The organism is Burkholderiales bacterium, assembly GCA_035560005.1.
GTDB lineage: Bacteria > Pseudomonadota > Gammaproteobacteria > Burkholderiales > Eutrophovitaceae > DASRFY01.
Map to the genome: position 1 here is coordinate 12332 of DATMAN010000020.1, position 26469 is coordinate 38800.

Annotated in this window: 24 protein-coding genes and 1 riboswitch; of the genes, 7 read left to right on the forward strand and 17 right to left on the reverse strand. The window is 65.2% G+C overall.

Annotated elements, in window-relative coordinates; translation table 11 throughout:
- Positions 1–12: 12 nt before the first annotated feature.
- On the forward strand, positions 13–1947 hold the full coding sequence (gene dnaK / locus VNM24_02010) for a molecular chaperone DnaK (protein HWQ37373.1): 1935 nt from the start codon (positions 13–15) through the stop codon (positions 1945–1947).
- Between the two features lie 112 nt (positions 1948–2059).
- On the forward strand, positions 2060–3181 hold the full coding sequence (dnaJ, locus tag VNM24_02015) for a molecular chaperone DnaJ (protein ID HWQ37374.1): 1122 nt from the start codon (positions 2060–2062) through the stop codon (positions 3179–3181).
- A gap of 61 nt (positions 3182–3242) precedes the next feature.
- On the opposite strand, the gene cysS is transcribed toward dnaJ, so the two are convergent.
- Positions 3243–4607 carry a cysteine--tRNA ligase gene (cysS, locus tag VNM24_02020; GenBank protein ID HWQ37375.1) on the reverse strand — a complete coding sequence of 455 codons (1365 nt, stop codon included), beginning with the start codon at positions 4605–4607 and terminating at the stop codon, positions 3243–3245.
- A 170-nt stretch (positions 4608–4777) separates the two neighbouring features.
- Between cysS and VNM24_02025 the strand changes: the two genes are divergently transcribed.
- The 5 genes from VNM24_02025 to VNM24_02045 are packed head-to-tail and all read left to right on the forward strand — an operon-like array spanning position 4778 to position 8828.
- Positions 4778–5752: a tetratricopeptide repeat protein gene (locus VNM24_02025; GenBank protein ID HWQ37376.1), complete on the forward strand. Its 975-nt coding sequence runs from the start codon at positions 4778–4780 to the stop codon at positions 5750–5752.
- Positions 5749–6993 carry a L,D-transpeptidase gene (locus VNM24_02030; GenBank protein HWQ37377.1) on the forward strand — a complete coding sequence of 415 codons (1245 nt, stop codon included), beginning with the start codon at positions 5749–5751 and terminating at the stop codon, positions 6991–6993. Before VNM24_02025 ends, VNM24_02030 begins: the two co-directional genes overlap by 4 nt.
- A gap of 38 nt (positions 6994–7031) precedes the next feature.
- The gene (locus VNM24_02035; GenBank protein HWQ37378.1) at positions 7032–7601 is read left to right on the forward strand and encodes a peptidylprolyl isomerase; all 570 of its coding nucleotides are present in this window, start codon (positions 7032–7034) and stop codon (positions 7599–7601) included.
- Positions 7598–8098: a peptidylprolyl isomerase gene (locus VNM24_02040; protein ID HWQ37379.1), complete on the forward strand. Its 501-nt coding sequence runs from the start codon at positions 7598–7600 to the stop codon at positions 8096–8098. Before VNM24_02035 ends, VNM24_02040 begins: the two co-directional genes overlap by 4 nt.
- A gap of 7 nt (positions 8099–8105) precedes the next feature.
- Positions 8106–8828, forward strand: coding sequence for a UDP-2,3-diacylglucosamine diphosphatase (locus VNM24_02045; protein ID HWQ37380.1), 723 nt, complete (start codon positions 8106–8108; stop codon positions 8826–8828).
- A 39-nt stretch (positions 8829–8867) separates the two neighbouring features.
- Here the strand turns inward: VNM24_02045 and VNM24_02050 are convergent, their stop codons facing one another.
- The 16 genes from VNM24_02050 to leuC all read right to left on the reverse strand — a co-directional run bounded on the left by VNM24_02050 (position 8868) and on the right by leuC (position 26452).
- Positions 8868–10049, reverse strand: a complete 1182-nt coding sequence (locus VNM24_02050; GenBank protein HWQ37381.1) for an O-succinylhomoserine sulfhydrylase — start codon at positions 10047–10049, stop codon at positions 8868–8870.
- A 108-nt stretch (positions 10050–10157) separates the two neighbouring features.
- A riboswitch (SAM riboswitch) is annotated at positions 10158–10231 on the reverse strand.
- Positions 10232–10396: 165 nt separating this feature from the next.
- Entirely contained in the window at positions 10397–11920 is a 1524-nt protein-coding gene (gene purF / locus VNM24_02055) for an amidophosphoribosyltransferase (GenBank protein ID HWQ37382.1), read from the reverse strand.
- 52 nt (positions 11921–11972) lie between these two features.
- Positions 11973–12464: a CvpA family protein gene (locus tag VNM24_02060; GenBank protein ID HWQ37383.1), complete on the reverse strand. Its 492-nt coding sequence runs from the start codon at positions 12462–12464 to the stop codon at positions 11973–11975.
- Positions 12465–12492: 28 nt separating this feature from the next.
- A complete protein-coding gene (locus tag VNM24_02065) occupies positions 12493–13065 on the reverse strand; it encodes an SPOR domain-containing protein (protein HWQ37384.1) in 573 nt (190 codons plus the stop codon).
- Positions 13066–13080: 15 nt separating this feature from the next.
- On the reverse strand, positions 13081–14343 hold the full coding sequence (folC, locus tag VNM24_02070) for a bifunctional tetrahydrofolate synthase/dihydrofolate synthase (GenBank protein ID HWQ37385.1): 1263 nt from the start codon (positions 14341–14343) through the stop codon (positions 13081–13083).
- Positions 14344–14368: 25 nt separating this feature from the next.
- On the reverse strand, positions 14369–15232 hold the full coding sequence (gene accD, locus VNM24_02075; GenBank protein HWQ37386.1) for an acetyl-CoA carboxylase, carboxyltransferase subunit beta: 864 nt from the start codon (positions 15230–15232) through the stop codon (positions 14369–14371).
- A gap of 21 nt (positions 15233–15253) precedes the next feature.
- A complete protein-coding gene (gene trpA, locus VNM24_02080) occupies positions 15254–16054 on the reverse strand; it encodes a tryptophan synthase subunit alpha (protein HWQ37387.1) in 801 nt (266 codons plus the stop codon).
- Between the two features lie 214 nt (positions 16055–16268).
- Positions 16269–17480, reverse strand: coding sequence for a tryptophan synthase subunit beta (gene trpB, locus VNM24_02085; protein ID HWQ37388.1), 1212 nt, complete (start codon positions 17478–17480; stop codon positions 16269–16271).
- Positions 17473–18093: a phosphoribosylanthranilate isomerase gene (locus VNM24_02090; protein HWQ37389.1), complete on the reverse strand. Its 621-nt coding sequence runs from the start codon at positions 18091–18093 to the stop codon at positions 17473–17475. Before VNM24_02090 ends, trpB begins: the two co-directional genes overlap by 8 nt.
- A gap of 15 nt (positions 18094–18108) precedes the next feature.
- Positions 18109–18912: a tRNA pseudouridine(38-40) synthase TruA gene (truA, locus tag VNM24_02095; GenBank protein ID HWQ37390.1), complete on the reverse strand. Its 804-nt coding sequence runs from the start codon at positions 18910–18912 to the stop codon at positions 18109–18111.
- Positions 18913–18987: 75 nt separating this feature from the next.
- Entirely contained in the window at positions 18988–21720 is a 2733-nt protein-coding gene (locus tag VNM24_02100) for a FimV/HubP family polar landmark protein (GenBank protein ID HWQ37391.1), read from the reverse strand.
- Positions 21721–21852: 132 nt separating this feature from the next.
- Positions 21853–22965, reverse strand: a complete 1113-nt coding sequence (gene asd, locus VNM24_02105; GenBank protein HWQ37392.1) for an aspartate-semialdehyde dehydrogenase — start codon at positions 22963–22965, stop codon at positions 21853–21855.
- Between the two features lie 75 nt (positions 22966–23040).
- A complete protein-coding gene (gene leuB / locus VNM24_02110; GenBank protein ID HWQ37393.1) occupies positions 23041–24105 on the reverse strand; it encodes a 3-isopropylmalate dehydrogenase in 1065 nt (354 codons plus the stop codon).
- Positions 24106–24261: 156 nt separating this feature from the next.
- Positions 24262–24900, reverse strand: a complete 639-nt coding sequence (gene leuD, locus VNM24_02115; protein HWQ37394.1) for a 3-isopropylmalate dehydratase small subunit — start codon at positions 24898–24900, stop codon at positions 24262–24264.
- A gap of 2 nt (positions 24901–24902) precedes the next feature.
- Positions 24903–25040, reverse strand: coding sequence for an entericidin (locus VNM24_02120; GenBank protein ID HWQ37395.1), 138 nt, complete (start codon positions 25038–25040; stop codon positions 24903–24905).
- A gap of 2 nt (positions 25041–25042) precedes the next feature.
- Entirely contained in the window at positions 25043–26452 is a 1410-nt protein-coding gene (leuC, locus tag VNM24_02125; protein ID HWQ37396.1) for a 3-isopropylmalate dehydratase large subunit, read from the reverse strand.
- Positions 26453–26469: the final 17 nt, after the last annotated feature.

Below are 26469 nucleotides of genomic sequence, written 5' to 3' on the forward strand. Positions count from 1 at the left end.
AGAGGCATTCTCATGGCAAGGATCATCGGCATCGACCTGGGCACGACCAATTCCTGTGTGGCCGTGATGGAAAACGGCCAGCCGAAGGTGATCGAGAACTCCGAAGGCGCCCGCACCACGCCGTCGATCGTCGCCTACATGGAGGACGGCGAAGTACTGGTCGGTGCGCCGGCGAAGCGGCAAGCGGTCACCAACGCGAAGAACACGCTCTACGCCGTGAAGCGACTGATCGGCCGCCGCTTCAACGACAAGGAAGTCCAGAAGGCGATCAAGCACGTCCCTTACAAGATCGTCGAGGCCCCGAACGGGGACGCGTGGATCGAGGTACGCGGCAAGAAGATGGCTCCGCCGGAAGTGTCCGCGCAAGTGCTCATCAAGATGAAGAAGACCGCCGAAGACTACCTCGGCGAGCCTGTCACCGAGGCGGTGATCACTGTGCCCGCCTATTTCAACGATTCGCAGCGCCAGGCGACCAAGGACGCCGGCCGCATTGCAGGTCTGGAGGTCAAGCGCATCATCAACGAGCCGACCGCCGCGGCGCTTGCCTTCGGCATGGACAAGAAAAAGGGCAACCGCAAGATCGCGGTCTACGACCTGGGCGGGGGTACATTCGACATCTCCATCATCGAGATCGCGGAGGTGGAAGGCGAGCACCAGTTCGAGGTGCTGTCCACCAACGGCGACACCTTCCTGGGCGGCGAGGATTTCGACCAGCGCCTGATCGACTATCTGGCCGATGAGTTCAAGAAGGAGCAGGGAATCGATCTGCGCAACGACGTGCTGGCGCTGCAGCGCCTGAAGGAGGCGGCCGAGAAGGCCAAGATCGAGTTGTCTTCGAGCCAGCAGACCGAGGTCAACCTGCCCTACATCACGGCGGACGCAAGCGGACCGAAGCACTTGGCGGTGAAGATCACGCGCGCGAAGTTCGAAAGCCTGGTCGAGGACCTGATTCAGAAGACCATCGAACCGTGCCGCGTCGCGATCAAGGACGCCGGGGTGAAGACCTCGGACATCGACGACGTGATTCTGGTCGGCGGTCAGACGCGCATGCCGAAAGTGCAGGAGGTCGTGCGCGAGTTCTTCGGCAAGGAACCGCGCAAGGACGTCAACCCGGACGAGGCGGTTGCCATCGGCGCCGCGATCCAGGCCGGCGTGCTCAAGGGCGAGGTGAAGGACGTGCTGCTGCTCGACGTGACACCGTTGTCGCTCGGCATCGAGACGTTGGGCGGGGTGATGACCAAGCTCATCCCAAAGAACACCACGATCCCGACCAAGGCTACGCAGGTGTTCTCGACCGCCGAGGACAACCAGACCGCGGTGACGATCCATGTGCTGCAGGGCGAGCGCGAAATGGCGCGCGACAACAAGTCGCTCGGCCAGTTCAACCTGACCGACATTCCGCCGGCGCCGCGCGGCATGCCGCAGATCGAAGTGACGTTCGACATCGACGCGAACGGCATCCTGCACGTCTCGGCCAAGGACAAGGCCACCGGCAAGGAGAACAAGATCAAGATCCAGGCGAGTTCCGGGCTCACTGAGGAAGAGATCCAGCGTATGATCAAGGACGCGGAAGCCCACGCCGAGGAAGACCGGCGCGCACGGGAACTGGTCGAAGCGCGCAATCAGTGCGACGCGCTGATCCACACCGCGAAGAAGTCGCTCGTCGAGCACGGCGACAAGGTCGGTGCGGAAGAAAAGTCGAAGATCGAAGCGGCGATCAAGGCGGCGGAGGCTGCGCTGAAGAGCGACGACAAGGCCGAGATCGAGGCCAAGACCCGGGCGCTGGCCGAAGCTTCGCACAAGCTGGCCGAGAAGATGTACGCGCAGGGCGCGTCGGCGTCCGGCGCATCCGGGCCGAAGCGCGAGCCGGAAGGCAAGCCGGCCGAGGAGGGCAACGTCGTGGACGCGGAGTTCGAGGAAGTCAAGGACAAGAAGAAGTCCGCCTGAAGCCAAAGGTCCGGCGGTCTGGAAAGAAGTCGAGGGGTGAAGCGGGACCGCTCCCGCTCACCCCTTGCCGCGTTTAGGGAGCACCGTGCCGATAAGCTGAGTCAAGGCAGACATGGCGAAGCGCGACTATTACGAAGTACTCGGCGTCACTCGCGACGCTTCCGAAGAGGACATCAAGAAGGCCTACCGGAAGCTGGCGATGAAGTATCACCCGGACCGCAATCCGAACAACCCGAAGGCCGAAGAACAGTTCAAGGAAGCGAAGGAAGCGTACGAAGTCCTCTCGGACGCGAGCAGGCGGGCGCTGTACGACCAGTACGGTCACGCGGGAGTGGATCCTTCGGCAGGCATGGGCGCGGGAGCGGCCGGCGCCGGTTTCGGTTCGTTCGCCGACGCCTTCGGAGACATCTTCAGCGATATCTTCGGCGGCCGCACGCGCTCCAATGTCTATCGGGGCGCGGATCTTCGCTACAACCTCGAGATCACGCTGGAGGAGGCGGCGCGCGGCACCGAAACGCGCATCCGCGTACCCTCCATGGAAGAGTGCGCGACTTGCGGGGGATCCGGCGCGAAACCCGGCACCCATCCGGTCACCTGCCCCACCTGCGGCGGTCACGGACAGGTGCGCATGACCCAGGGCTTCTTCTCGATTGCGCAAACCTGCCCGAAGTGCCACGGCGCAGGCAAGGTCATCCAGCAGCCGTGTCCGACTTGTGCGGGCGCCGGACGGGTCAAGCATCACAAGACGCTGTCGGTGAAGATCCCGGCCGGGGTGGATGAAGGGGACCGCATCCGTCTGAGCGGCGAGGGCGAAGCCGGCATCAATGGCGGACCCAGCGGCGACCTCTATGTCGTGATCCACATCAAGCCGCACGAAGTCTTCACGCGCGAGGGCAACGACTTGCACTGCGAGATGCCGATCAGCTTTGCAAAGGCGGCGCTGGGCGGCGAGATCGAAATTCCGACGCTGGACGGTTCGGCCAAGATCCGGATTCCGCCGGAGACCCAGACCGGCAAGGTGTTTCGCCTGCGCGGCAAAGGCATCAAGGGCGTGCGCAACCAGACCCACGGCGACCTGCTGGTGCACGTGGTGGTGGAGACGCCCGTCAATCTTACGGCGCGTCAGAAGGAGCTGCTGCTCGAACTGGAGGAAATCAGCCAGCGCGACACCTCCCGTCACAATCCGCGCGCGAAGTCGTGGATGGATAAGGTGCGGCAGTTCTTCGAGTCGTAGCAACTCGATCTTTCCCTTGCAACGCTGCGCGGGATCGCTCGAATCGCGCAGCCGCCCGGGCCTACCGGCGGCGCCAGGTGGTGCCCTGTGGACCGTCTTCGAGCACGACTCCGGCCGCGGCCAACTCGGCCCGAATGCGGTCGGCCTCGGTGAAGTTCTTCGCCTTCTTCGCCGCCGCGCGCTCGGCGATCAGCGCCTCTATCCTCTGCGCCGTCCACCCCGCCGGCAGCTCGCCGCGCAGGAAATCTTCGGCGGGCCGGCGCAACAGTCCGAGAATCCCGGATAGTCCGCGCAGCAATCGCGCCGCCTCGGGCGCGCGCGTGCGATTGAGCTCTCCGGCCAGATCGAACAGCACCGCCACCGCCTCGGGCGTGTTGAAATCGTCGTCCATCGCCTCCCTGAAGCGGATCGCGAACGGATTCGACCAGTCGACCGCGACTTCGCCCCCGAATCCCTTGAGCGCCGTGTAGAGCCTGGTCAACGCCTGCCTTGCGTCTTCCAGATGCTGGTCAGAATAGTTGAGCGGGCTGCGGTAATGCGCGCGCACGATGAAGAAGCGCACCACCTCGGCGTCGTACTTGGCCAGCACCTCGCGAACGGTGAAAAAGTTGCCCAGCGACTTGGACATCTTTTCGTTGTCCACGCGCACGAAGCCGTTGTGCAGCCAGTAATTGACGAAAGGGTGCCCGTGCGCGCCTTCTGACTGCGCGATCTCGTTCTCGTGGTGCGGGAACTGCAGATCCTGCCCGCCTCCGTGAATGTCGAAATGGCTCCCGAGGTAGCGCTCGCTCATCGCCGAGCACTCGATGTGCCAGCCGGGCCGGCCCCGGCCCCACGGGGAATCCCAGCTCGGCTCGCCCGGTTTGGCCGCCTTCCACAGGACGAAGTCGAGCGGGTCACGCTTGTTGGGGTCCACTTCCACCCGCTCGCCGGCGCGCAGCTCGTCCAGGGTCTTGCCGGACAACTTGCCATACTCCGGAAAGTCGCGGACCGAGTAATAGACGTCGCCGTTGGGAGCCCGGTAAGCGAGACCTTTCTTCATCAGCGCGTCGATCAGCGCCAGCATTTGCGGCACATTGTCGGTGGCGCGCGGCTCGTAGTGAGGTTTGCGCACGCCCAGCGCTGCCGCATCTTCCTGCATCGCCTGCGTGAAGCGCGCGGTCAGATTCTCGATCGGCTCGCGATTCTCGGCCGCACGCTTGATGATCTTGTCGTCGATATCGGTAATGTTGCGCACGTAGGTGACCTCGAAGCCGCTCGCTTCGAGCCAGCGCGCGATCACGTCGAAGACCACCATGACGCGCGCGTGGCCCAGGTGGCAGTAGTCGTAGACGGTCATGCCGCAGACGTACATGCGGGCCTTGCCGGCCTCGATCGGCACAAACTCCTGCTTTCGGCGGGTCAACGTGTTATAGAGCTTGAGCATGTACGCGTTCAGATGGTGTGCCCGACAAAGCCTTCGCACCCGGCACTCGGCAAAGTTCGGCAGGGCAGCAGGACGGAACTGATCGGCGATTGTGGGCGGGAGCGGCTTGTTGGTAGAATTTAAATTATTAACAAGTACCTATCGCCTTTATTTCACGCGAAGTATAGCAGATGAACTTCTTGCGCATTTCGGTGCAATGCCTGCTTGCATTGGCCCTCACTTTGCCCGCGGTACTGCGGGCCGACGATTATCAAGAGGCTGCGCGGCTCTTCAAGCAGGGCAGGCACGCTGCGGCGCTGGAGAAGGTGGACGCGGTGCTGAGCGCCAATCCCAAGGACGCGCGCGCGCGCTTCTTGAAGGGATTGATCTACACCGAGCAGGACAAGCCACAGGAGGCGATCAGGATCTTTTCAGCGCTCACCGAGGATTATCCCGAGCTGCCGGAGCCCTACAACAATCTCGCGGTGCTCTACGCGGCGCAGGGACAGTACGAGCAGGCGCGCAAGGCACTGGAAATGGCGATCCGCACCCACCCGAGCTATGCGATCGCACACGAGAATCTGGGCGACGTCTACGCCAAGATGGCAAGCGAGGCCTATGACAAGGCGCTGCAGCTGGATCGGGGCAACAAGACCGCCCAGAGCAAACTCTCCCTGATCCGCGAGCTCTTCTCGAGCTCTGCACCCGCGCGGCCTTCCTCGGCGGTCCCGTCGGCGGAAACCGTCGCCGTCAAGCCAAGCGCACCGGCGGCCAGCCCCCTGCCGGCTGCAGCGGCGCCCCAGTCCTCGAAGACTCGACCCGATCCGGCGCAAGAGGTGCTGGAAGCCGTTCACGGCTGGGCGAGAGCGTGGGAAAGCAAGGATGTCGAGCGCTACCTCGGACACTATTCGCCCGACTTCGCGACCCCCGGCGGACAGCCGTGGGGGGCCTGGGCCGCCGCGCGGCGCGAGCGGCTGAAGAAACCGAAAGCGATCCAGGTGGTGGTCGGAGCGCCCAAGGTCTCCTTTGAAAACGAAGCCCGCGCCGTGGTCAGGTTCAAACAGACCTACAAGTCCGACATGCTGCACAGCACCGGCGAGAAGAAGCTGACTCTGGTCAAGTCTTCCGATCGCTGGCTGATCGTACAGGAGCAGATCGACCGGTGAGCCAGGCGCCGCTGCGCTGCTGGAAGCGTAATCAGGGCGGCTCGCATCAGCCGCTGTTGCAGGCGCTGCTCGTGGTCTTGCTGTCCGGGACCGCCCATGCCTGGTCGCTAAGTTTTCTGCCGGCGCGCGATACACTGCCGCGCCAACTGGCGCTGCCAGAGCAGATGCTGGTGCAGGCGCTGATGGAGATTGCCGACAACCGCACCCAAGCCGCGCTGGAGAGAATCGAAAAGCTGCTGGCGGTCAGCCCCAATTTCCGCCTCGCGCAGCTGATCCGGGGCGATCTTCTGCTGGCGCGAGGCCGTCCGATCGACAGCCTCGGCGCGGGCGCGCCGCCCGAACGGGTGGATGAACTGCGCGCGGAGGCGCGGACCCGTCTGGCGCGCTACGCCTTTCAACCGCCGACCCATCTGGTGCCGAAGAACCTCCTTGCGCTCGCTCCACACCAGAAGCACGCGCTGGTAATCGACACCTCGCGGTCGACATTGTTCGTTTTCGCCAACACCGACGGCGGCCCGAAGTACCTGGCCGACTTCTATGTGACGTTGGGCAAGAACGGCATCGAGAAAGTCCGCGAGGGAGACAAGAAGACCCCGCTCGGAGTCTACCGAGTAATCGACAGGCTGCCGAAGGACCGGCTCAGCGACTTCTATGGAGCCGGGGCCTTCCCGATCGACTATCCGAACGAGTGGGACCGGGCGCGCGGACGCAGCGGGTACGGCATCTGGCTGCATGGCACGCCGCTCGACACCTACAGCCGTCCGCCGCGCGCGAGCGACGGTTGCGTGGTGCTGGCCAACGAAGACCTGGAGGCGCTGGCCGACTACCTGGAGCCGGGAAGCACGCCGGTGGTCATTGCCAGGGATGTCGAATGGATTGCACCCGAGGTGGCCGCGGCGTTGCGTGCGCAGTTGCTGGAGCGGATCGAGCGCTGGCGCAAGGACTGGGAGAGCCGCGACACCGAACAGTACCTGAGCCACTACTCGCGCCGTTTCTCGGGCAACGGGGCCGATCTCGCGAAATGGGCGGCACAAAAGCGCCAGGTCAACGCGGCCAAGACATGGATCAGGGTCCGGATTTCCGATGTTTCCATGTTCCTTTATCCCGGCGAAGGCACGATGGCCGAAGTAACCTTCGAGCAGGACTATGCCAGCAGCAACCTCAGCAACCGCATGAAGAAGCGCCAGTACTGGATGCAGGAAGGCGAGGGCTGGAAGATCGTCTACGAAGGCGCCGCCTGATGGTGCGAGGCTCGACCAAGACTTGGAGGACCCGAAGAGTGGGCAATCTGCTGCCGGCGGTGCTGTTCGCACTCGCGCTTGCCGCACAAGCGGCCAACCCGCAGGTGGAAGTCACGACCAATCTGGGCAGCTTCACGATCGAGTTGTATCCGGACAGGGCACCCAAGACCGTCGATAATTTTCTGCGCTACGTGAAGGACGGTTTTTATGATGGCACGATCTTTCACCGCGTGATCGATGGCTTCATGATTCAGGGCGGCGGCTATACGGCCGATTTTGCACAGAGGAAAACGCGCGAACCGATCGAGAACGAAGCGGCCACGGGGCTCAAGAACCGCCGCGGAACGGTCGCGATGGCGCGGACCCGGCAGCCGCATTCGGCGACATCCCAGTTCTTTGTCAACGTGGCGGACAACGACTTTCTCGACCATCAGTCGCCGACCGTGCAGGGATTCGGTTATTGTGCGTTCGGGCGCGTCACGAAGGGGATGGACGTGGTCTACCGGATCGCCGGATCGCGTACCGGCCCCGGCGGGCCGTTCGGCCGGGACGTGCCGCAGGAAACAGTGCGCATCGAAAGCGCCAGAATGGTCGGAGAAACGCAGTGAACCCGCAAGTCAGGCTCTCCACTTCGCTCGGCGACATCACCCTCGAGCTCGACGAGCAGGCCGCGCCCAAGACCGTACGCAATTTCCTGGCCTACGTCGACGAAGGCTTCTACGACGGAACCATCTTTCATCGCGTCATCGACGGGTTCATGATCCAGGGCGGAGGCTTCGAACCGGGTCTGAGGCAGAAGCCAACGCGAGCGCCGATCGAGAACGAGGCGGCGAACGCGCTGAAGAACGACGCTTACACGATCGCGATGGCGCGCACCTCGGAGCCGCATTCGGCCAGCGCGCAGTTCTTCATCAACGTCAAGGACAACCCTTTTCTGAACTACAGCGCCTCCACGCCGCAGGGCTGGGGTTACTGCGCCTTCGGGCGCGTGGTCGAAGGCGAGGAAGTGGTCGACCGGATCAAGGGCGTGAGCACCGGCTCGCGCGGCTTTCATCGCGATGTGCCGCTGGAAGACGTCGTGATCACCAAGGCGCGGAGAATTTGAGGGCCGGGTGCATTCGCTCTTCATATCCGATCTGCACCTGGCGCCGCAAAGGCCGGCACCCGCCGAGGCATTGCTTCGTTTTCTGGCGCAAGTCGCGCCTTCCGCCGAGCGGCTCTTCGTGCTGGGCGATCTGTTCGAATACTGGATCGGCGACGACAGTCTGGCGCAACCTTTCAACCGCCAGGTGGCCGAAGCATTCCAGGGCTTGGCCCGGCGGGGTACGCGGCTCTACTTCATGCACGGCAACCGCGACTTCCTGATTGGCGAAGCATTCGGCCGCGCGGCGGGCATGATCCTGCTCGAGGATGGCACCGAGATCGACCTCTACGGCACCCGCGCGCTGCTCATGCACGGCGACGCGCTGTGCACCGACGACGTCGAGTATCAGAAGTTGCGCGCCATGGTGCGCAATCCCGCCTGGCAGCGCACGTTCCTGGCCAAACCGATCGAAGAGCGGATCCGCATGGCCCAGGCGTTGCGCGGCGAAAGCGAGCAGGCCAAGCAGACCAAGGACGCGGCGATCATGGACGTGTCCGTCTCGACGGTGGAATCCGTCCTGCGCGCGCGCGGCTATCCGCGTCTGATCCACGGGCATACCCACCGGCCGGCGCGCCACGAACACCTCGTCGATGGGCGGCTGTGCGAGCGCTTCGTGCTGGCCGACTGGTACGAGCAAGGCAGCTATCTCGTCTGCGACGCCGGCGGCTGCCGCGCCGTCCCGATCACCTGATCCGCGCCAGCCGGAGTGCATTCCTGGCTCTGCGCTCGATCAGATCTTGGCGAGCCCGCGAGCTAGGTCGGCGCGCAGGTCGCAAACCGCTTCGAGCCCGACCGCGACTCGCAGCAGTCCTTCGGTGACGCCAGCCTGCGCTCTCGCTTCCGGCGACAGCCGGCCGTGCGTCGTGCTCGCCGGATGGGTGATCGTGGTCTTGGCATCGCCGAGATTCGCCGTGATGGAAATCAACTGAGTGTTGTCGATCACCTTCCACGCCGCCGCTCGCCCGCCCTCGACCTCGAAGGACACGATTCCACCACCAGACTTCTGCTGGCGCATGGCCAATTCGTGCTGGGGATGCGAAGGCAGCCCAGGGTAGAACACCCGTCGAACTCTTGGATGCGCCTCCAGCCACTGTGCCAGCTCGAGCGCACCGCGTGAATGTGCCTGCATGCGCAGGCCGAGGGTCTCCAGGCCCTTCAGAATCACCCAGGCGTTGAAGGGCGAAAGCGCCGGGCCGGCGTTGCGCAGGAACACGGTCATCGGCTCGGCGATCAGCTCGCGGCGGCCGAGAATGGCGCCGCCGAGTACCCTGCCCTGGCCGTCCAGATACTTCGTCGCCGAGTGCATGACAATGTCCGCTCCCAGTGCCAGCGGCCGCTGAAGCGCCGGCGTGCAGAAGCAGTTGTCCACCACCAGCAGCGCGTTCTTCTCCTTCGCCAGTTGCGCCAACGCCGCAATGTCGGAGATCTCGGTCAAGGGATTGGACGGCGTCTCGAGGAAGAACATCCTCGTCTGCGGCGTCACCGCCGCCCGCCACTCGTCGACATCGGTGGCCGACACGAAAGTCGTCGCGATGCCGAACTTCTTCAGCAGGCCGTTGAACAGGTTTACGGTGGCGCCGAACAGGTTGCGCGAGGCGATCACGTGGTCGCCCGCTTTGAGCAGCCCCATGACGCAGCCCAGGATGGCCGACATCCCGGACGCCGTCGCCACGCAGCACTGCGCGCCCTCGAGCGCGGCGAGACGTTCCTCGAGCGCCTGCACCGTGGGGTTGGTATAGCGCGAATACACCATGCCCGGTTCTTCGCCCTGAAAACGGCGCGCCGCTTCGGACGCGTCGCGAAACACGAAGCTGGAGGTCAGATACAGGGCCTCGGCGTGCTCGTTGAACTGGCTGCGATGGATGCCCGCGCGCACGGCGAGCGTGTCGAACTCAAGCTCGTCCCACCTCATTGTCGGTCCTTCGATCGGGTCTCAAGGACAGCGGCGTGACGAACCGCGGCTCCCGCCAAACGCGCGGCCGCGCAAAAACAAAAAACCCGCTAGCTTTCGCTAAGCGGGTACCTGTTCGACACGCTTTAGCTGGATTTTTAGCGCGCCCGCAAGCTGCTCATCAAATCGGCGCGAGCCCCAACCCTACCGGCGGCCCGCCTGCTTGTCAACCCTGCCGGGACCCGCGAACCAAGATCCCAATGCAGAGGCACAGAAGACGCGGGGGGACGAGCTTCGACCCGATTCCATTCGTGTTTTGTTCCTCTGCCTTCTCTGCGCCTGTGTATTGGGTTCTTCGATGTGCCGCCCTAGTCGTTGGTCACCAGGTTCAAGTCGAGCTGCGTGCTGGCCACCTGCTGTCGCCGCAGCAGCTCGCCGTCGTTGCGCTGCGCCTCGACGGTAGCGAGGTATTCGGGCGTGACATCGCCGGTGACGTATACCCCGGTAAAGCAAGAGGTTTCGAAGTGCTGGATCCTGGGATTGACCGAGCGACACGCTTCGACCAGCGCTTCGAGATCCTGATAGATGAGCCGGTCTGCGCCGATCTCGCGCGCGACCTCCTGGTCAGTCCTTCCGTACGCGATCAGCTCGCGCGAGCAGGGCATGTCGATGCCGTACACGTTGGGGTAGCGCACCGGGGGCGCCGCCGAAGCGAAGAAGACCTTGCGTGCGCCGGAATCGCGGGCCATCTGCACGATCTCGCGGCTGGTGGTGCCGCGCACGATGGAGTCGTCGACCAGCAGCACGTTCTTGCCCCTGAACTCCATGCCGATGGCGTTGAGCTTCTGGCGCACCGACTTCTTGCGCACTTCCTGGCCCGGCATGATGAACGTGCGCCCGATGTAGCGGTTCTTGATGAAACCTTCACGGTACGGCAGACCCAGGCGATCGGCCAGTTCCATCGCCGAGGGCCGGCTGGAATCTGGGATCGGGATGACCACGTCGATGTCGAGATCGTGATGCTCGCGCTTGATCTTCTCGGCCAGGCCTCTGCCCATGCGCATGCGCGTCTCGTAGACCGAAATCCCGTCGATCACCGAGTCCGGCCGGGCGAGGTAGACGTACTCGAAGATGCAGGGATAGTGCTGGGGATTGATCGCGCACTGCTTGCTGTAGAAATTGCCCCCGTTGTCCACGAAGATCGCCTCGCCCGGCGCCACGTCGCGCACCAGCTCGAAGCCCAGCGTGTCGAGCGCCACGCTTTCCGAGGCGACCATGTACTCGGGCCCTTTTTCGGTCCTGGCCACCCCGACCACCAGCGGCCTGATTCCGAAGGGATCGCGGAACGCCAGCAGCCCGTAGCCGGCGATCATCGCCACGCAGGCATACGCGCCGCGCACCCTGCGATGCACCCCCGCCACTGCCGCGAAGATCGTGGGCGGATCGAGGCGCACTCCGCTGGCCGCGTCCTGCAGCTCGTGCGCGAGCACGTTGAGCAGAACTTCGGAGTCGGAGTTGGTGTTGACGTGCCGCAGGTCCTGGCGGAAGAGTTCGAGTTTCAGCTGCTCGGAGTTGGTAAGGTTGCCGTTATGGCCCAGCACGATGCCGAACGGGGAATTGACGTAGAGCGGCTGCGCTTCGGCAAAGGAGCTCGCGGAACCGGCGGTGGGGTAGCGGCAGTGGCCGATGCCCATCGTGCCCACTAGGTTGCGCATGTCGCGGGTCCGAAACACGTCGCGCACCAGCCCCGGTCCCTTGTGCATCTGAAACTGGTTGCCTTCGGCGGTGACGATTCCCGCCGCGTCCTGGCCTCGGTGCTGAAGGACCAGCAGCCCGTCGTAGAGCAGCTGATTGGCCGGTGATCTGGCCACGACGCCCACGATTCCACACATTTGCTATGTCCTCGCCGCGGGTTGCCCCTGCAACCGGGAGCAGAGTATACCCTCAGTCATAGCGGATCCGGGACCGGATTTCCGACGGCAACCACGGTTGAACCGCCTTGGCCGCCGTCTCCAGCGGAGCGCTGAGCATCGCTTCCTGCCAGTAACGCGCTTTGGGCAGTGGGGTCATCCCCGCCAGCAGCACCGCCGTCAATGCGATCACGATTCCGCGCGCAAGGCCAAACAGCGCTCCCAGCGCCCGGTCGGTACCCTGCAGGCCGGTAATCTTGACCACCTTCGCAATCTGCATCGACACCAGGCTGAAGAGCAGGACCGCGGCCACCATGACCAGGACGAAGCCCATCGCGAGGCGCGCGCCGGGATGCGAGACCCAGCCCGGCAGCCAGCTCGCGACGACCACCGCGCCGTACTTGGCGACGAAGAAGGCCCCGATCCAGGAAGCGAGCGAAAGCACTTCCCGCACCAGTCCCCGAACTACGCTGATCACCATCGACAGTGCCACCACCAGCAGCAGGACGAAGTCGAAAGCGGTCATGCCGCGGGCGGAAGTCCTCGCGCGTCCATCAGCTGTCGTCGCGTACGACGCTGGCTTCGCCGATCACCAGCTTGCGCGCCTTCAACCGGTCGCGCGCCTTCTCGGCCGCTTCCTTGGTCGGATAGGCCCCCACCCGCACACGCGTCAATTCGCCTCCGGCCGTCTTGATGGTTTGCGTATAGGCCTGGAAACGGCTTTCCTTGAGCTTGGTCACGAGCTGCCGCGCCTTCGCCGGGTCGGAGAAGGCGCCCAGTTGAACGACATAACCCGGCTCCGCCGTGCGTTCCGCCGAGGGCCTGGTGTTAGCGGGCGCGACCCCGGCAGTGGGCGGCAATGGGGCGGATGAACCGGCTGCCGGCGGCTGGGAAGGCAGCGTCGGCGCAGCCGTATCGCCGGGCGGGGTGGGCATAGCCCCCGGATTCGCCGGCGGGATCGGGGGAATGTTGATGGCCACGTCCTGGCTCAGCGGCTTGGGCTCGCTGTCAAGAAACATCGGCAGAAACACCACGACGATCAACACCAGCGCGATGGCGCCGACCAGACGCCGGCGCGCGCGCTTCTTGAGCTGCAGTTCCTCGTCGCTGATCGTTGCTCTTGCCATGTTCCCGTGAACGATTCAACCGGAACCGGTCGCCTGCATGACTGCGCCCACCGTGTAGAAAGACCCGAACACGACGATTCTATCATCGTCGCCTGCGAGTTCCCGCGCACGGAAGTACGCGCTCGCGGGATCGGGCGACAGCTCTACGGTCGCGTCCGCGCGCGCCTGCCGGACGGCAACGGCGAGTCGCTCGGCCGGGCAGCCGCGCGGGCCGGACAACGCACAAACCACCCAGCGGTCCACGACGTCTGCTGTGGCCCGGACGACGCCGGCCAGGTCCTTGTCCGCGAGCATTCCGAGAACGGCGATGGTGCTCCCCGCCTTCGGCATGGATCGCACGGCCGCCGCGAGCGCGCGGGCAGCCTGCGGGTTGTGTCCCACGTCCAAGATCACCTGCGGGCGCCCGGGGAGGACCTGGAGGCGGCCGGGAAGCGATACCTCGACCAGCGCCCGCCGGATCGCACCCATCTCGACGGGAAGCCGCTCGCGCATCGCTTCCAGAGCCGCGATGGCTCCTGCGGCATTGGCCAGCTGGTAGGCTCCGCGCAACGCCGGATGGGGCAGGCCGCTCTTCTTGCCGTGCGCGCTCCAGTATTGCCACTCGTGAGGACCTGCCCGGTAGCCGAAGTCGCGCGAGATCAGTTGCAGCCGGGCGCCGATCTCGCGCGCATGCGCGATCAGCGAAGCCGGCGGATCCTGGTCGCAGCACAGCGCCGGGCGCCCCGGGCGAAAGATGCCCGCCTTCTCCCATCCGATCTGTTCACGGGTCGTGCCGAGGTAATCCATGTGATCGAGATCGACGGTGGTGATGACTGCGCAATCGGGGTCGAAGGCATTCACCGCGTCAAGCCGGCCTCCGAGACCGACCTCCAGCACCGCCACTTCCACCCCCTGGCGCATGAAGAGGTCCACGGCGGCCAGGGTACCGAACTCGAAATAGGTCAACGGCACCTCCGCGCGCGCAGCTTCGATGCGCTCGAAAGCTTCGATCAGCATCGAGTCGGAGGCTTCGCGCATGCCGATACGCACGCGCTCGTTGTAGCGGATCAGGTGCGGCGAGGTGTAGAGGCCGATTCGATATCCGGCGAAGGCGAGCATCGCTTCCAGCATCGCGCAAGTCGAACCCTTGCCGTTGGTGCCGCCGACGGTGAGGATCGGAAACGAAGGGGTGAGCGCGGCCGCGCGCCGCACCTGGGCCACGCGCTCCAGCCCGAGGTCGATGGTGCGCGGATGCCGCCGCTCCAGCAGGGCAAGCCAGGCGCCGAGCGATCTGTCCACCGGGCAGAGAATCGCAGCCGGCTCCTCAAGGAGCGGGCAGCCGCATGAGCAGCGTGAGAAGGTTGGCGAGCTTGTCGCGCATCTGGCGACGATCGACGATCATGTCGATCGCGCCGTGCTCGAGCAGAAATTCGGCGCGCTGGAAGCCTTCGGGCAGGGTCTGGCGTACGGTCTGCTCGATCACGCGCGGGCCGGCGAAGCCGATGAGGGCGTTGGGCTCGGCGATGACCACGTCCCCGATCATCGCGAAACTGGCCGACACGCCGCCCATCGTCGGGTCCGTGAGCACCGAGACGAACGGCAAGCGCGCCGCCGACAGCTGGGTGAGCGCGGCGGTGGTCTTGGCCATCTGCATGAGCGAAGTCAGTCCCTCCTGCATGCGGGCGCCGCCACTAGCGGAAAAGCACACGAAAGGCAGACGCTGCTCGCAACACGCCTGCACGCCGCGCACGAAGCGCTCTCCGACCACCGAACCCATCGATCCGCCGAGAAAGCGGAACTCGAACGCGGCGCACACCAGCGGCACGGTCTTCACGCTGCCCTGCATGACGACCAGCGCGTCGTCCTCGCCGGTATCCGTCTTGGCCTGCTCCAGCCGCTCGGTATAACGCTTGCTGTCGACGAACTTCAGAAAGTCGATCGGCTCGACTTCGGCGCCGATTTCATAGCGCCCTTCGGGATCGAGCGTGATATCGAGCCGCTCGCGCGCCGTCAGGCGATTGTGATGGCTGCACTTGGGACAGACATTGAGATTCTTTTCGAGGTCCGCGCGGTAGAGCACGGTCTCGCAGACCTCGCACTTGCTCCATAGCCCTTCGGGAACCGCCTTCCTGGCCGTGCCCGCGCTGCGCTTGATCTTCGGGGGCAGGAGCTTGTGCAGCCAGCTCATCGTCGTTCCCGCGGTGCGGTCTCACGCGCCGTCGATGGCGCGGCGCATTGCGCTGACCAGCGAAGACAGATTGGTCAGCAATTCGCCGCGCGCAGACTTTTCGATCTCCTGCACGAGGCGGCTGCCTACGATCACCGCATCCGATACCGCTGCGACCGCTTGCGCGGTGGCCGGGTCGCGGATGCCAAATCCCACGCCCACCGGCAGCTTCACGTGGCTGCGTATGCACGGCACCTTCTCCGCGACTTCCCGCAGGTCAAGGTGCGAAGCACCGGTCACGCCCTTGAGCGAGACGTAGTAGACGTAGCCGCTTGCCACGCGCGCCACTTCGTCGATGCGTGCGTCCACCGAAGTGGGCGCGAGCAGGAATATCGAGTCGATTCCACGGGAGCGCAGGAGCGCGGTGAGTTCTCGGCTTTCCTCCGGAGGGTAGTCGACCACCAGCACGCCGTCGACCCCGGCCGCCCGGGCCGCGTCGGCAAATCTCTCGTAGCCCATCGCCTCGACGGGATTGGCGTATCCCATCAGGACCACCGGGCTCGTCGGGTCCTTGCGACGAAATTCCGTGACCATCCGCAGCACGTCGCCAAGTCCTACGCCGTGCTTGAGCGCCCGTTCGCTGGAACGCTGAATGGTCGGGCCATCCGCCATCGGGTCCGAGAAAGGCACGCCCAGCTCCAGGATGTCGGCTCCGGCGGCGACCAACGCGTGCATGATGGGCACCGTCATTTCCGGCGCCGGATCGCCGGCGGTCACGAACGGGATCAGCGCCTTGCGCCCCTGGCGGCGCAGCTTCTCGAACGTGGACGCGATGCGAGACATGTCACAAGGCGAGGATGCTGATGCAACGAGGAAGCCCCAAGAAGAGCATTCCAGTGACCTCCCTTTTCTTTCGAGATCGAGCAGGCCCGGGTGACGGGAGGGGAACGAGGCTGCGAGAACGCAACGCAACGAAAGGCGCCGTTGCGCGTGCCGGCGGCATCATCCTCCGATCCTTCTCCCTCGGTCTCGCATTCGTCATCCTCACGTCCCCGCCCTACAGCTCGATGCCGGAGGCCTTCGCCACCGTGTGCATGTCCTTGTCGCCGCGACCGGAAAGGTTCACCAGCAACACTTCCCCGCTCCTCATCCGCGGCGCCATCTTCATCGCCTGCGCGACGGCGTGCGCCGACTCGAGCGCAGGCATGATGCCTTCCAGGCGGGTCAGAGTGTGGAAAGCGTTCAAGGCTTCCTCATCCGTGACCGCGACGTACTCGGCGCGGCCGCTGTCCTTGAGCCAGGCGTGCTCGGGGCCCACGCCGGGATAATCCAGGCCGGCGGAAATCGAGTGCGTCTCCACGATCTGCCCGTTCCCGTCCTGGATCAGATAGGTCCGATTGCCGTGCAGGATGCCGGGCTTGCCGGCGCAGAGCGTGGCGGCGTGCTTGCCACTCGCGAGGCCGTGGCCCGCCGCCTCCACGCCGATGAGCCGCACCGAACGGTCTTCGATGTAGTGATAGAACACGCCCATGGCATTCGAGCCGCCACCCACGCAGGCCACGATCGCATCGGGCTGACGCCCGATCTCCGCGGGCATCTGGACGCGCAGCTCGCGGCTCACCACGGAATTGAAGTCCCGCACCATCATCGGATAGGGGTGCGGGCCGGCCACGGTGCCGATGATGTAGAAGGTGGTTTCGACGTTGGTCACCCAGTCGCGCATCGCCTCATTGAGCGCGTCCTTGAGCGTGCGCGAGCCGCTTTCCACCGGCACCACCTTCGCGCCGAGCAGCTTCATGCGATAGACGTTCATCGCCTGGCGCTCCACGTCCTCCGACCCCATGTAGACCACGCATTCCATGCCGTAGCGCGCAGCAACCGTGGCGGTGGCCACGCCGTGCTGTCCCGCGCCGGTCTCCGCGATCACGCGCTGCTTGCCCATGCGCCTGGCGAGCAGCGCCTGGCCCACGGTGTTGTTGATCTTGTGCGCGCCAGTGTGGTTCAAGTCTTCGCGCTTGAGCCAGATCTGTGCCCCGCCAAGGTGCTGAGACAGCCGCCGGGCGTGATAGACCGGACTCGGCCGGCCTACGTAGTGCTTGAGCTCGTACTCGAACTCGGCCAGGAACTGCGGATCGGTCTTCACGCTCTCGTAGCGCGTGCGCAGTTCTTCGAGCGCGTGCATCAGGGTTTCGGCAACGAAAATGCCGCCGTAGGGGCCGAAATGTCCGCGCCGGTCTGGAAGGTCGTAGCCCTTGAGGGCCTCATACATCTGCATTTCTCGCTCCACGGATGAAGGCGGCCACTTTGTCCGGGTCCTTGATCCCCTGCTTGGCTTCCACGCCGCTCGCCACGTCCACTGCCCACGGGCGAACGCGACGGATCGCCTCGGCGACGTTTTCGGGTGTCAGTCCTCCGGCAAGAATCACCGGCAGCGGAAGATTCCTCGGTATCAGCCCCCAATCGAAGGACACTCCCGTGCCTCCGGGGTTGCCTTCGACGAAAGCGTCGAGAAGCAGGCCTTTCGCGCCTGCGTAAAGGCGCGCGTATTGTAGCAAATCGACCCCTCGTCGAACCCTGACGGCCTTGATATAAGGCACGCCGAACTGCGCGCAGAACTCCGGCGCCTCGGCGCCGTGAAACTGCAGCATCGCCGGTTGCACTTCCTCCAGCACGCGTTCGACCTCGGCAGCTGTGGGATCCACGAGCAGGCATACCGTGGTGACGAAAGGCGGCGCGGCTCGCACGATCTGCGCCGCGCGCACCGTGTCCACCGCGCGCGGGCTGCGTGCGTAGAGCACGGTACCGATCGCGTGAGCTCCCGCGCGCGCGGCGAGCAGCGCGTCCTCCACGCGGGTGATTCCGCAGATCTTTACGAGTGTCATGAGGCAGAAGGATCCTCAACCGGTCGCGGTCAGGATCGATTCGAGCGCGTCGATCGGCGGCGCCGCCGGCAGCGACCAGTGCGCCGGGTATTCTACTTGTGAGAGATAGAGCCCGAGCGCGGGAAAGGTCGGCGCTGCGAGGCGCCGGTCCCGGCTCTCCAGCAGCTCCAGCACCCATCGCGCGGGCTTACGCCCGCTGCCGACGTAAACCAGCGAGCCGACGACGTTGCGCACCATGTGGTGCAGAAAGGCGTTGGCGCACAGATCGAAGCGTACCAGCGGACCGCGGCGCTCGATGTCGAGCCGGATAAGCGTGCGAACCGGATTCCGGGCCTGGCATTCAGCGGAACGAAACGCGCTGAAATCATGCTCACCGCAAAGATGACGCGCTGCCTCCCGCATCAACTCCACGTCAAGAGGCCGATGGAACCAGCCGACGCGCGTAGCGAACAGCGCCGGCCGCTCGGGGCGATTGAGCAAATAGTACGTGTAGCCGCGGCTGGTCGCGCAATAACGGGCGTGAAACGCCTCGTTCACTTCCCGTGCCCACAGCACGCAAACGCCACCGGGGAGCAAGGAGTTGACTCCTCGTACCCATGCGCTGTGTGGGCGCCGCGCATCGGTGTCGAAGTGCACCACCTGATGCAGCGCATGCACGCCTGCATCGGTACGTCCGGCGCATACGGCTTCGACGCGATGGCCGGCAATCGCGCTCAGCGCGCGCTCCAGTGCGTCCTGAACGCTGCATCCACCGGGTTGTGTCTGCCACCCGCAGAAGGGAGCGCCGTCGTACTCCAGACCCAGGGCGATTCTCGGCATCCGCGTTGACTCGCAAAAACAAACGCCGCGGGCGCAGGCCGCGGCGTGTCGATGGGCGCGATGGAAGCCTTGTGCTTACTCGAGCGCTGTCAGTACGGCCTCGGCGGCCGCTTTCTGCTCGGCGTCGCCCTCGGCGATGACCTCCTTCAGGATTTCCCGCGCGCCGTCCTTGTCCCCCATCTCCTGATAGGCCTTGGCGAGGTCGAATTTGGTCTGCACTTCGTACCACTTTTCGTCTCGCCCGACACTCGCTGCGCTCGGAGAGGTGGTGATGCCTCCAAGATCCAGGCTGATCGAAGACAGATCGATCGCGGGCGCGGATGCGTCGGACGTGGATTTGGGCTCGGCGGGCTCCAGCGACAGCGCCCCGATGTCGAAATCGAGTCCGCTGTCGCCGGTTGCGGCAGCGGGCGCGGAGGGCTCGGGCGGCGTGAACTTGGATATGTCGAAATCGAAATCAATGGCGCTGGCGCTCGGCACCGTAGGCTCCGCTCCGCCTCCGGGCTCCGTGGCCGGCAGGTCGATGTTCAGATCGACTTTCGTCGGGGGTGGTTCGCGACCCTCTCCCAGGCCCAGCTCCTCCGCCGACAGAACCTGCGTACGCTCCAGTTGTTGTGTCGTGTCTCCCACGTCGATATCGGTCGTGGTGGCGATTTCGTCGCCCTTGCCGACATCGAAATCCAGGCGCTCTGCCGCTGGCGCGGCGGCCACCGCCGCGCCAGCCGCTTGCTCCGCGCCTTTGCCGGCGGCGTAAAGCGAATTCTGAGGATCGATCTGATAGCCCAGCTTGACGGCCCTGTCCCAGAGTTCGCCGCGCCCGCCGGTGCCCTGCTGTAACTCGCGCGCGATCCGTTCGAAGGTCTTTACGTCCTTGCGTTTTGCGTAGATCTCGAGCAGCTTGGCGTGCACTTCGTAGCGGCGCGGATGAGCCGCCAGGGCTTCCTTGAGCAGTTCTTCGGCCTGGGCATCCCGGCCATAGGCGAGGAAGATCTCCGCCTCCTCGAGCGGATCGACTTCCTCGGTGATGTCGCGGCTGCGTGCACTCAGCCCGTCGGTGTCCCCGGGAGCGAACGCTGCGACCCCCGCCGCCGCCGCACCGCTCGGCGCTAGGCGCGCAGGCGCAACCTCTTCCGACGGCGCCTTGGCCTCACGACGCCGGCGAATGGTACGAACCGCGAGCAGGCCGAGCACGAGAACGAAGAGTCCACCTGCGGCCAGATACAGCGGCTCGTCGAGAACCTGGTCGAGCAGACTGGGCGGCGGGGGCGGAGGGGGTGGTGCTGGTCGGGGGCGCGCCTGTTGCGCCGGGGGCGTGGAAGGCGGTGCCGCGGCTTGCGGTGCTTCGCTCGCGGGCGGGGGTGCGGGTTGCGCGGGCTGAGCACCCGGTGTCGGCTGTGCGGACGAAGCGGCCCCAGCCGGAGCTGCCGGCTGAGCGGGCGCCGTGGGGACGGGCGACGCGGCAGGAGGCACCGCGGGCTGTGCGGGCTGAGCCGGGGCGGTGGTCGCGGGTGCCTGCGGCCGCGGTGCAGTCGAGCCTGCCTGGCGCTGCAGCTCCGCCATCTGCTGGTTCTTCAGCTCGACCAGCGCCTGCAGATCCTTGATATTCTTCTCGAGCTTCGCCACTCGCTCGTTCGCTTCCCGCAGCGCCTTGTCGCGCGCCACCACCTCTTCCTCTGCAGCCTTGCCTGCGGCAGCAGCGCCTGCGGCTGCGGCCTCTTCACCCTTCGAAAGCTTGACCACCTCCTTGGGCTCGACGACAGGCGCAGCCTTGTCTTCCACCTTCGGTGCAATCTGACCGGCGGCCGCCTGCTGCGCAGGCTCTTCGGCGGGTGCGGGCGCGGCTGCGGCGAGCCGTTCACGATACGCCTTCCAGTCCGCGGCCTGCACGCGCACCTCCCTGCGCGCCTCGGCGATGCCGATGCGACCGTATTCCGCGGGGTCCGGCAATCGGATGATCTTCCCGGTCCTGAGCCGGTTCATGTTCCGACCCGAAAAAGCGTCGGGATTGTTGCGGAACAGAAGGACGAGCATCTGCTCGAGCGTGACGTCGGCCGGCTTCGCACGCAGCGCGATCGTGGACAGCGTGTCGCCGCGCTTGGTCGGACCGTAACTCTCCGTCACCCCTACGCCCGGCACAGCGGCGACTTCGACGTCGAACAGAGTCGGCGCGGTTCCGCCAATGGTTTCGACCGGGCCGGAGGGTTGCGACGCAGTTGCAGGCGGTTGCGCGGCCGCGGGAACGGAGGCTGCTTCGACGGTATCGGTGGGCGTTGTGGGAATCGGCGCGCCCGCTTCCTTCGGGGCCGGTTCGGCCGGCAGTGGCTGCGGCTTGGGCGCGGCCTGCGGAGGCGCCGCTGCGGTCGTCGGAGCGGCTGCGGCCGCTGCCGCGCGCTGCTTCTCGCGCTCGGCGATCAAATAGGGCGGATCCACGAACGCCGTGTATTCCCGTGTGACACGGCCCGCAGCCCACGACAACTCGATCAGCAAATCGACGACCGGCTCGTTCAGGGGTTGCGCCGTCGTCACGCTGATGTAGGGATCGCCGTTGGGACGCTTCTCCAACGTCACGCGCATTCCGGCGACGGTGCTGTTGTAGATCAGGCCCGCACTCTGAAAGGCGGTCGGCGAGGCCAGCTTTGCCGACAGCGAAGCACGCTCGTTCTTGTCTGCGATGACCGCGATTTCCGCCCGGAACGGGGCGCCGAGCGCGGAGAGCACTTCCAGTCGACCCAGTCCGGCCGCCAGTCCCTGTCCGCTCGCGCAGAGCAACGCTGCGAGAAACAGTGCGCGAACCGAGACGAGTTTCAAGGTGCCCACCCTGCCCTTGTCGTTATGAGAAAGGGCATTTAAAGTAACATCATGGGGTTAGATATGCAAGCTCAGGTGAGCTGTTACTTTCTCTCATAAATCCACCTTTTGACGATCAAAATCGGCAGGCTTTCAGCGCTGCCCGAGCAGGATCCGCAGCATGCGGCGCAGGGGTTCCGCAGCGCCCCACAACAGTTGATCGCCGACGGTAAACGCAGCGACGTATTCTCCACCCATCGCAAGCTTGCGCAGCCGCCCGATCGGTACGGACAAATCGCCGGTCACCGCCGCGGGCGTCAACGCGCGCATGGTCGCCGCGCGCTCATTGGGCACGACCCTCACCCAGTCATTGGCGGTGGCGAGCAGACTTTCGATATCCTCCAGCGGCAGGTCGCGCTTGAGCTTGAAGGTCAGCGCCTGACTGTGGCAACGCATCGCACCCACGCGCACGCAGATTCCGTCGATCGGGACGGGATTTCGATCGCGGCCGAGGATCTTGTTACCCTCGGCCCCCGCTTTCCATTCTTCGCGGCTTTGCCCGTTGCCGAGGTCCTTGTCGATCCACGGGATGAGGCTTCCGGCCAAGGGGACGCCGAAATGCCCGGTGGGTAGTTCGCTGCTGCGCAGGGCCTCGGCGACCGCGCGGTCGATTTCCAGGATGGAGGAAGCCGGATCATCGAGCAGCGACTTGGCGGCTCGGTGTGCAAATCCCATCTGCGCCACCAGTTCGCGCATGTGCTGCGCCCCGGCGCCTGAAGCGGCCTGGTAGGTCATGGCGGTCAGCCACTCGACCAGATCGGCCTTGAACAACCCGTGCATCGCCATCAGCATCAGGCTCACCGTGCAGTTGCCGCCGATGAAGTTCTTGATGCCCTTGCCGAGCGCGGAACGGATCACGTCCATGTTGACCGGATCGAGGATGATGACTGCGTCGGGCTGCATGCGCAGCGCCGAAGCCGCGTCGATCCAGTAGCCGTTCCAGCCCGCTTCGCGCAGCTTCGGGTACACCGCGTTGGTGTAGTCGCCGCCCTGGCAGGAGACGATCGCGTCCATCGCCTTGAGCTCGCCGAGGTCGTTGGCGTCTTTCACTGCCGGGGCGCGCTTGCCCACCTCCGGCGCCGGAATGCCCGCCCTGGAAGTGCTGAAGAACACCGGCTCGATCAGCTCGAAATCGCGCTCCTGTTGCATGCGCTGCATCAGCACCGAGCCGACCATGCCTCGCCAACCCACCAGGCCCACTCTCATCGCTTTCCCCTGCATCGTGAAGCGCTCGTCAGAACCGCCATGAGCGAGCTCCCTGACCTGCCGGCGCGCCCCCGTTCACAGCGCCGCCACCACCGCCGCGCCCATCTGCGCTGTGCCCACGCGCGTGGTGCCCGGCTGGAAAATGTCCGCGGTACGCAGACCCTTCTGCAGCACTTTGCGCACGGCGCCTTCCACGCGTGCCGCTGCGGACTCCTGCCCGAAGGTATGGCGCAGCATCATCGCCACCGAAAGTATGGTGGCCAGCGGATTGGCCGCGTTTGTGCCGGCGATGTCCGGTGCCGATCCGTGGATCGGCTCGTATAAACCCTTGCCCTCGGCGTCGAGCGACGCCGAAGGCAGCATTCCGATCGAACCGGTCAGCATCGATGCTTCGTCCGACAGGATGTCACCGAACATGTTCCCGGTGAGCAGCACGTCGAACTGCCCGGGCGCGCGCACCAGTTGCATCGCCGCGTTGTCCACGTACATGTGCGAGATCTCCACGTCCGGGTAGTCGCGCGCCACCTCGCCCACGATCTCGCGCCAAAGGATGCTGGTATCGAGCACGTTGGCCTTGTCCACCGAGCACAGTTTCCGGCGTCGCTTGCGAGCGATAGCGAAGGCGACATGGGCGATGCGCCGGATCTCGGATTCGTTGTACCTCATCGTGTCGAAGCCCTCGCGCTCGCCGTTTTCGTTGTGGCGGATGCCGCGCGGCTGACCGAAGTAGATGTCTCCGGTCAGCTCGCGCACGATCATGAGGTCGAGCCCGGCCACGAGTTCCGGGCGCAGCGAGGACGCCCCCGCCAGCACGTCGTACACAATGGCCGGCCTCAGATTGGCGAACAAGCCCAGCTCCTTGCGGATACGCAGCAAGCCTTGTTCGGGACGCAGCGCGCGCGGCAACTGGTCATAGCGCGGACCGCCCACCGCGCCGAGCAGCACTGCATCGGCGGCCTTGGCGAGTGCAAGCGTCGCCTCGGGCAACGGATCCTTGGCGGCATCGTAACCGGCGCCACCGATGGGCGCCTGCTCAATCTCGATTTTCAGGCCGTCCGCGCGCAGCGCCTCGAGGACCCTGACTGCCTGCGCCATGATTTCCGGTCCGATGCCGTCACCGGGCAATACCGCGATCTTCATTTCTTCTTCACATCCTTCGCACGCAAGAACCGGGGAACGACTCGGCGAACTGCCAAGACGCCAAGACACCAAGGGTCATACGAGTCATGAGTTCTGCCCTGCGTGGTGTCCGGTGCCTTCGCGGCGGAGCTTGTCTGTCTCTCCGGCTGAAAGGGGTCAGGAAAACAGCCAGGGCTGGGCCGCGCGATGCCTGGCCTCGAACGCCCTGATTTCTTCCGCGTGCTGCAGCGTCAGGCCGATCTCGTCCAGACCGTGCAGCAGGCAGTGCTTGCGGAACGGATCGACGTCGAAACCGAACGACTGCCCGGACGGGGTCGTGACCGTCTGTTGCTCCAGGTCGATGACCAGCCGGTAGCCAGGGCTCGCCGCGACTTCCGCGAACAGCCGATCAACCACCTCGGCGGGCAACACCACGGGCAGCAAGCCGTTCTTGAAACTGTTGTTGAAGAAGATGTCCGCGTAGCTCGGAGCGACAATGGCGCGGAAGCCGTAGTCCATCAGCGCCCACGGGGCGTGCTCGCGCGAGGACCCGCAGCCGAAGTTCTCCCTCGCCAGCAGAATCTGCGCGCCCTTGTAGCGCGGCTGGTTCAGTACAAAGTCCGGATTCAACGGCCGCTTTGAATTGTCCCTGCCTGGTTCCCCGGGGTCGAGATAGCGCCAGGCGTCGAACAGGTTGGGGCCGAAGCCGCTGCGCTTGATCGACTTCAGAAACTGCTTCGGGATGATGGCGTCGGTGTCGACGTTGGCGCGGTCGAGCGGTGCGACGAGCCCCTCGAGACGGGTGAACTTCTCCATGACTATTTCTTTTCCTTGGCCTTGCCCTCTATCTTGTCACCGAGGATCTGCAAATCCTTTCCCAGTCCCTCCGCCGTGTTGCAGCCGGCCAGCGCAAGCGCAGCAAACGCGGCGAGCGCGACCAAGATCCGGTTCAGCATGTCTAGAAGTCCTCGCGTACGTCGACGAAATGTCCGGCGACCGCGGCGCCTGCCGCCATGGCCGGACTGACCAGATGCGTGCGTCCGCCGGCGCCCTGCCGCCCCTCGAAATTGCGGTTGGAGGTCGACGCGCAGCGCTCGCCCGGCTCGAGCCGGTCCTCGTTCATGGCGAGGCACATCGAGCATCCCGGCTCGCGCCACTCGAACCCGGCGTCGCGGAATATCCGGTCCAGCCCTTCCTGTTCAGCCTGCGTCTTCACGAGGCCCGAGCCCGGCACCACCATCGCCAGCTTCACGTTGGGTGCCACACGCCGGCCCCGGACTACCGCCGCCGCGGCCCGCAGATCTTCGATGCGCGAGTTGGTACAGGAGCCGATGAACACCTTGTCGACACGGATCTGCTTGATCGGCGTGTCAGGTTCCAGTCCCATGTAGCGCAGCGCGCGTTCCACCGAGCCACGCTTCACGGGATCGGCGATCCTGGCGGGATCGGGAACCCGGCCGTCGATCGTGTCCACCATTTCCGGCGAAGTACCCCAGGTCACCTGCGGCTTGATCACGGCGCCGTCGAGTTCCACCACCCGGTCGAAGCATGCGCCGGGATCGCTCTTCAGCGTGCGCCAGTACGCCACCGCGCGATCCCACAATTCGCCCTTGGGAGCGAAGGGACGCCCGCGCAGATATTCGATGGTGGTTTCGTCCACCGCCACCATGCCGGCGCGCGCGCCGGCCTCGATCGCCATGTTGCAGATCGTCATGCGGCCTTCCATCGACAGCGCGCGGATCACTTCGCCCGCGAACTCGATCGCGTAGCCTGTGCCGCCGGCAGTGCCGATCTTGCCGATGATGGCGAGGATCACGTCCTTGGCCGTGACGCCGCGCCCCAAGCGACCGTCGACCCGTACCAGCATCGACTTGGCCTTCTTCTGCACCAGGCATTGCGTGGCCAGCACGTGTTCCACCTCGGAGGTGCCGATACCCATGGCCAGACAGGCGAATGCGCCGTGCGTGGAGGTGTGCGAATCTCCGCACACCACGGTCATTCCGGGCAGCGTCGCGCCGTTTTCCGGGCCGATGACGTGCACGATGCCTTGGCGCCGGTCGCGGAACGGAAAATAGGCCCTGGCGCCGAACTCCCGGATGTTGGCGTCGAGCGTCTGGACCTGCAGCCGCGAGATCGGATCCTGGATGCCTTTGTCCCAGTCGCGCGTCGGGGTATTGTGGTCGGCGGTGGCCACCACCGATTCGACGCGCCACGGTTTGCGGCCGGCGAGCTTGAGCCCTTCGTAGGCCTGCGGACTGGTGACCTCGTGCACCAGATGCCGGTCGATGTAGAGCAGCGCGGTGCCATCCGGCTCCTGGCGGACGATGTGGCTCGACCAGAGTTTGTCGTAGAGGGTTTGCGGCGTCATGCGCGTCTCGCGAAAGC

What these genes read in the sequence shown, in the direction of transcription:
- dnaK (HWQ37373.1), top strand. Translation starts at nt 13, where the DNA reads ATGGCAAGGATCATCGGCATCGACCTGGGCACGACCAATTCCTGTGTG.
- dnaJ (HWQ37374.1), top strand. Translation starts at nt 2,060, where the DNA reads ATGGCGAAGCGCGACTATTACGAAGTACTCGGCGTCACTCGCGACGCT.
- cysS (HWQ37375.1), bottom strand. Translation starts at nt 4,607, where the DNA reads ATGCTCAAGCTCTATAACACGTTGACCCGCCGAAAGCAGGAGTTTGTG.
- VNM24_02025 (HWQ37376.1), top strand. Translation starts at nt 4,778, where the DNA reads ATGAACTTCTTGCGCATTTCGGTGCAATGCCTGCTTGCATTGGCCCTC.
- VNM24_02050 (HWQ37381.1), bottom strand. Translation starts at nt 10,049, where the DNA reads ATGAGGTGGGACGAGCTTGAGTTCGACACGCTCGCCGTGCGCGCGGGC.
- purF (HWQ37382.1), bottom strand. Translation starts at nt 11,920, where the DNA reads ATGTGTGGAATCGTGGGCGTCGTGGCCAGATCACCGGCCAATCAGCTG.
- VNM24_02060 (HWQ37383.1), bottom strand. Translation starts at nt 12,464, where the DNA reads ATGACCGCTTTCGACTTCGTCCTGCTGCTGGTGGTGGCACTGTCGATG.
- VNM24_02065 (HWQ37384.1), bottom strand. Translation starts at nt 13,065, where the DNA reads ATGGCAAGAGCAACGATCAGCGACGAGGAACTGCAGCTCAAGAAGCGC.
- accD (HWQ37386.1), bottom strand. Translation starts at nt 15,232, where the DNA reads ATGAGCTGGCTGCACAAGCTCCTGCCCCCGAAGATCAAGCGCAGCGCG.
- trpA (HWQ37387.1), bottom strand. Translation starts at nt 16,054, where the DNA reads ATGTCTCGCATCGCGTCCACGTTCGAGAAGCTGCGCCGCCAGGGGCGC.
- trpB (HWQ37388.1), bottom strand. Translation starts at nt 17,480, where the DNA reads ATGTATGAGGCCCTCAAGGGCTACGACCTTCCAGACCGGCGCGGACAT.
- VNM24_02090 (HWQ37389.1), bottom strand. Translation starts at nt 18,093, where the DNA reads ATGACACTCGTAAAGATCTGCGGAATCACCCGCGTGGAGGACGCGCTG.
- truA (HWQ37390.1), bottom strand. Translation starts at nt 18,912, where the DNA reads ATGCCGAGAATCGCCCTGGGTCTGGAGTACGACGGCGCTCCCTTCTGC.
- asd (HWQ37392.1), bottom strand. Translation starts at nt 22,965, where the DNA reads ATGAGAGTGGGCCTGGTGGGTTGGCGAGGCATGGTCGGCTCGGTGCTG.
- leuB (HWQ37393.1), bottom strand. Translation starts at nt 24,105, where the DNA reads ATGAAGATCGCGGTATTGCCCGGTGACGGCATCGGACCGGAAATCATG.
- leuD (HWQ37394.1), bottom strand. Translation starts at nt 24,900, where the DNA reads ATGGAGAAGTTCACCCGTCTCGAGGGGCTCGTCGCACCGCTCGACCGC.
- VNM24_02120 (HWQ37395.1), bottom strand. Translation starts at nt 25,040, where the DNA reads ATGCTGAACCGGATCTTGGTCGCGCTCGCCGCGTTTGCTGCGCTTGCG.
- leuC (HWQ37396.1), bottom strand. Translation starts at nt 26,452, where the DNA reads ATGACGCCGCAAACCCTCTACGACAAACTCTGGTCGAGCCACATCGTC.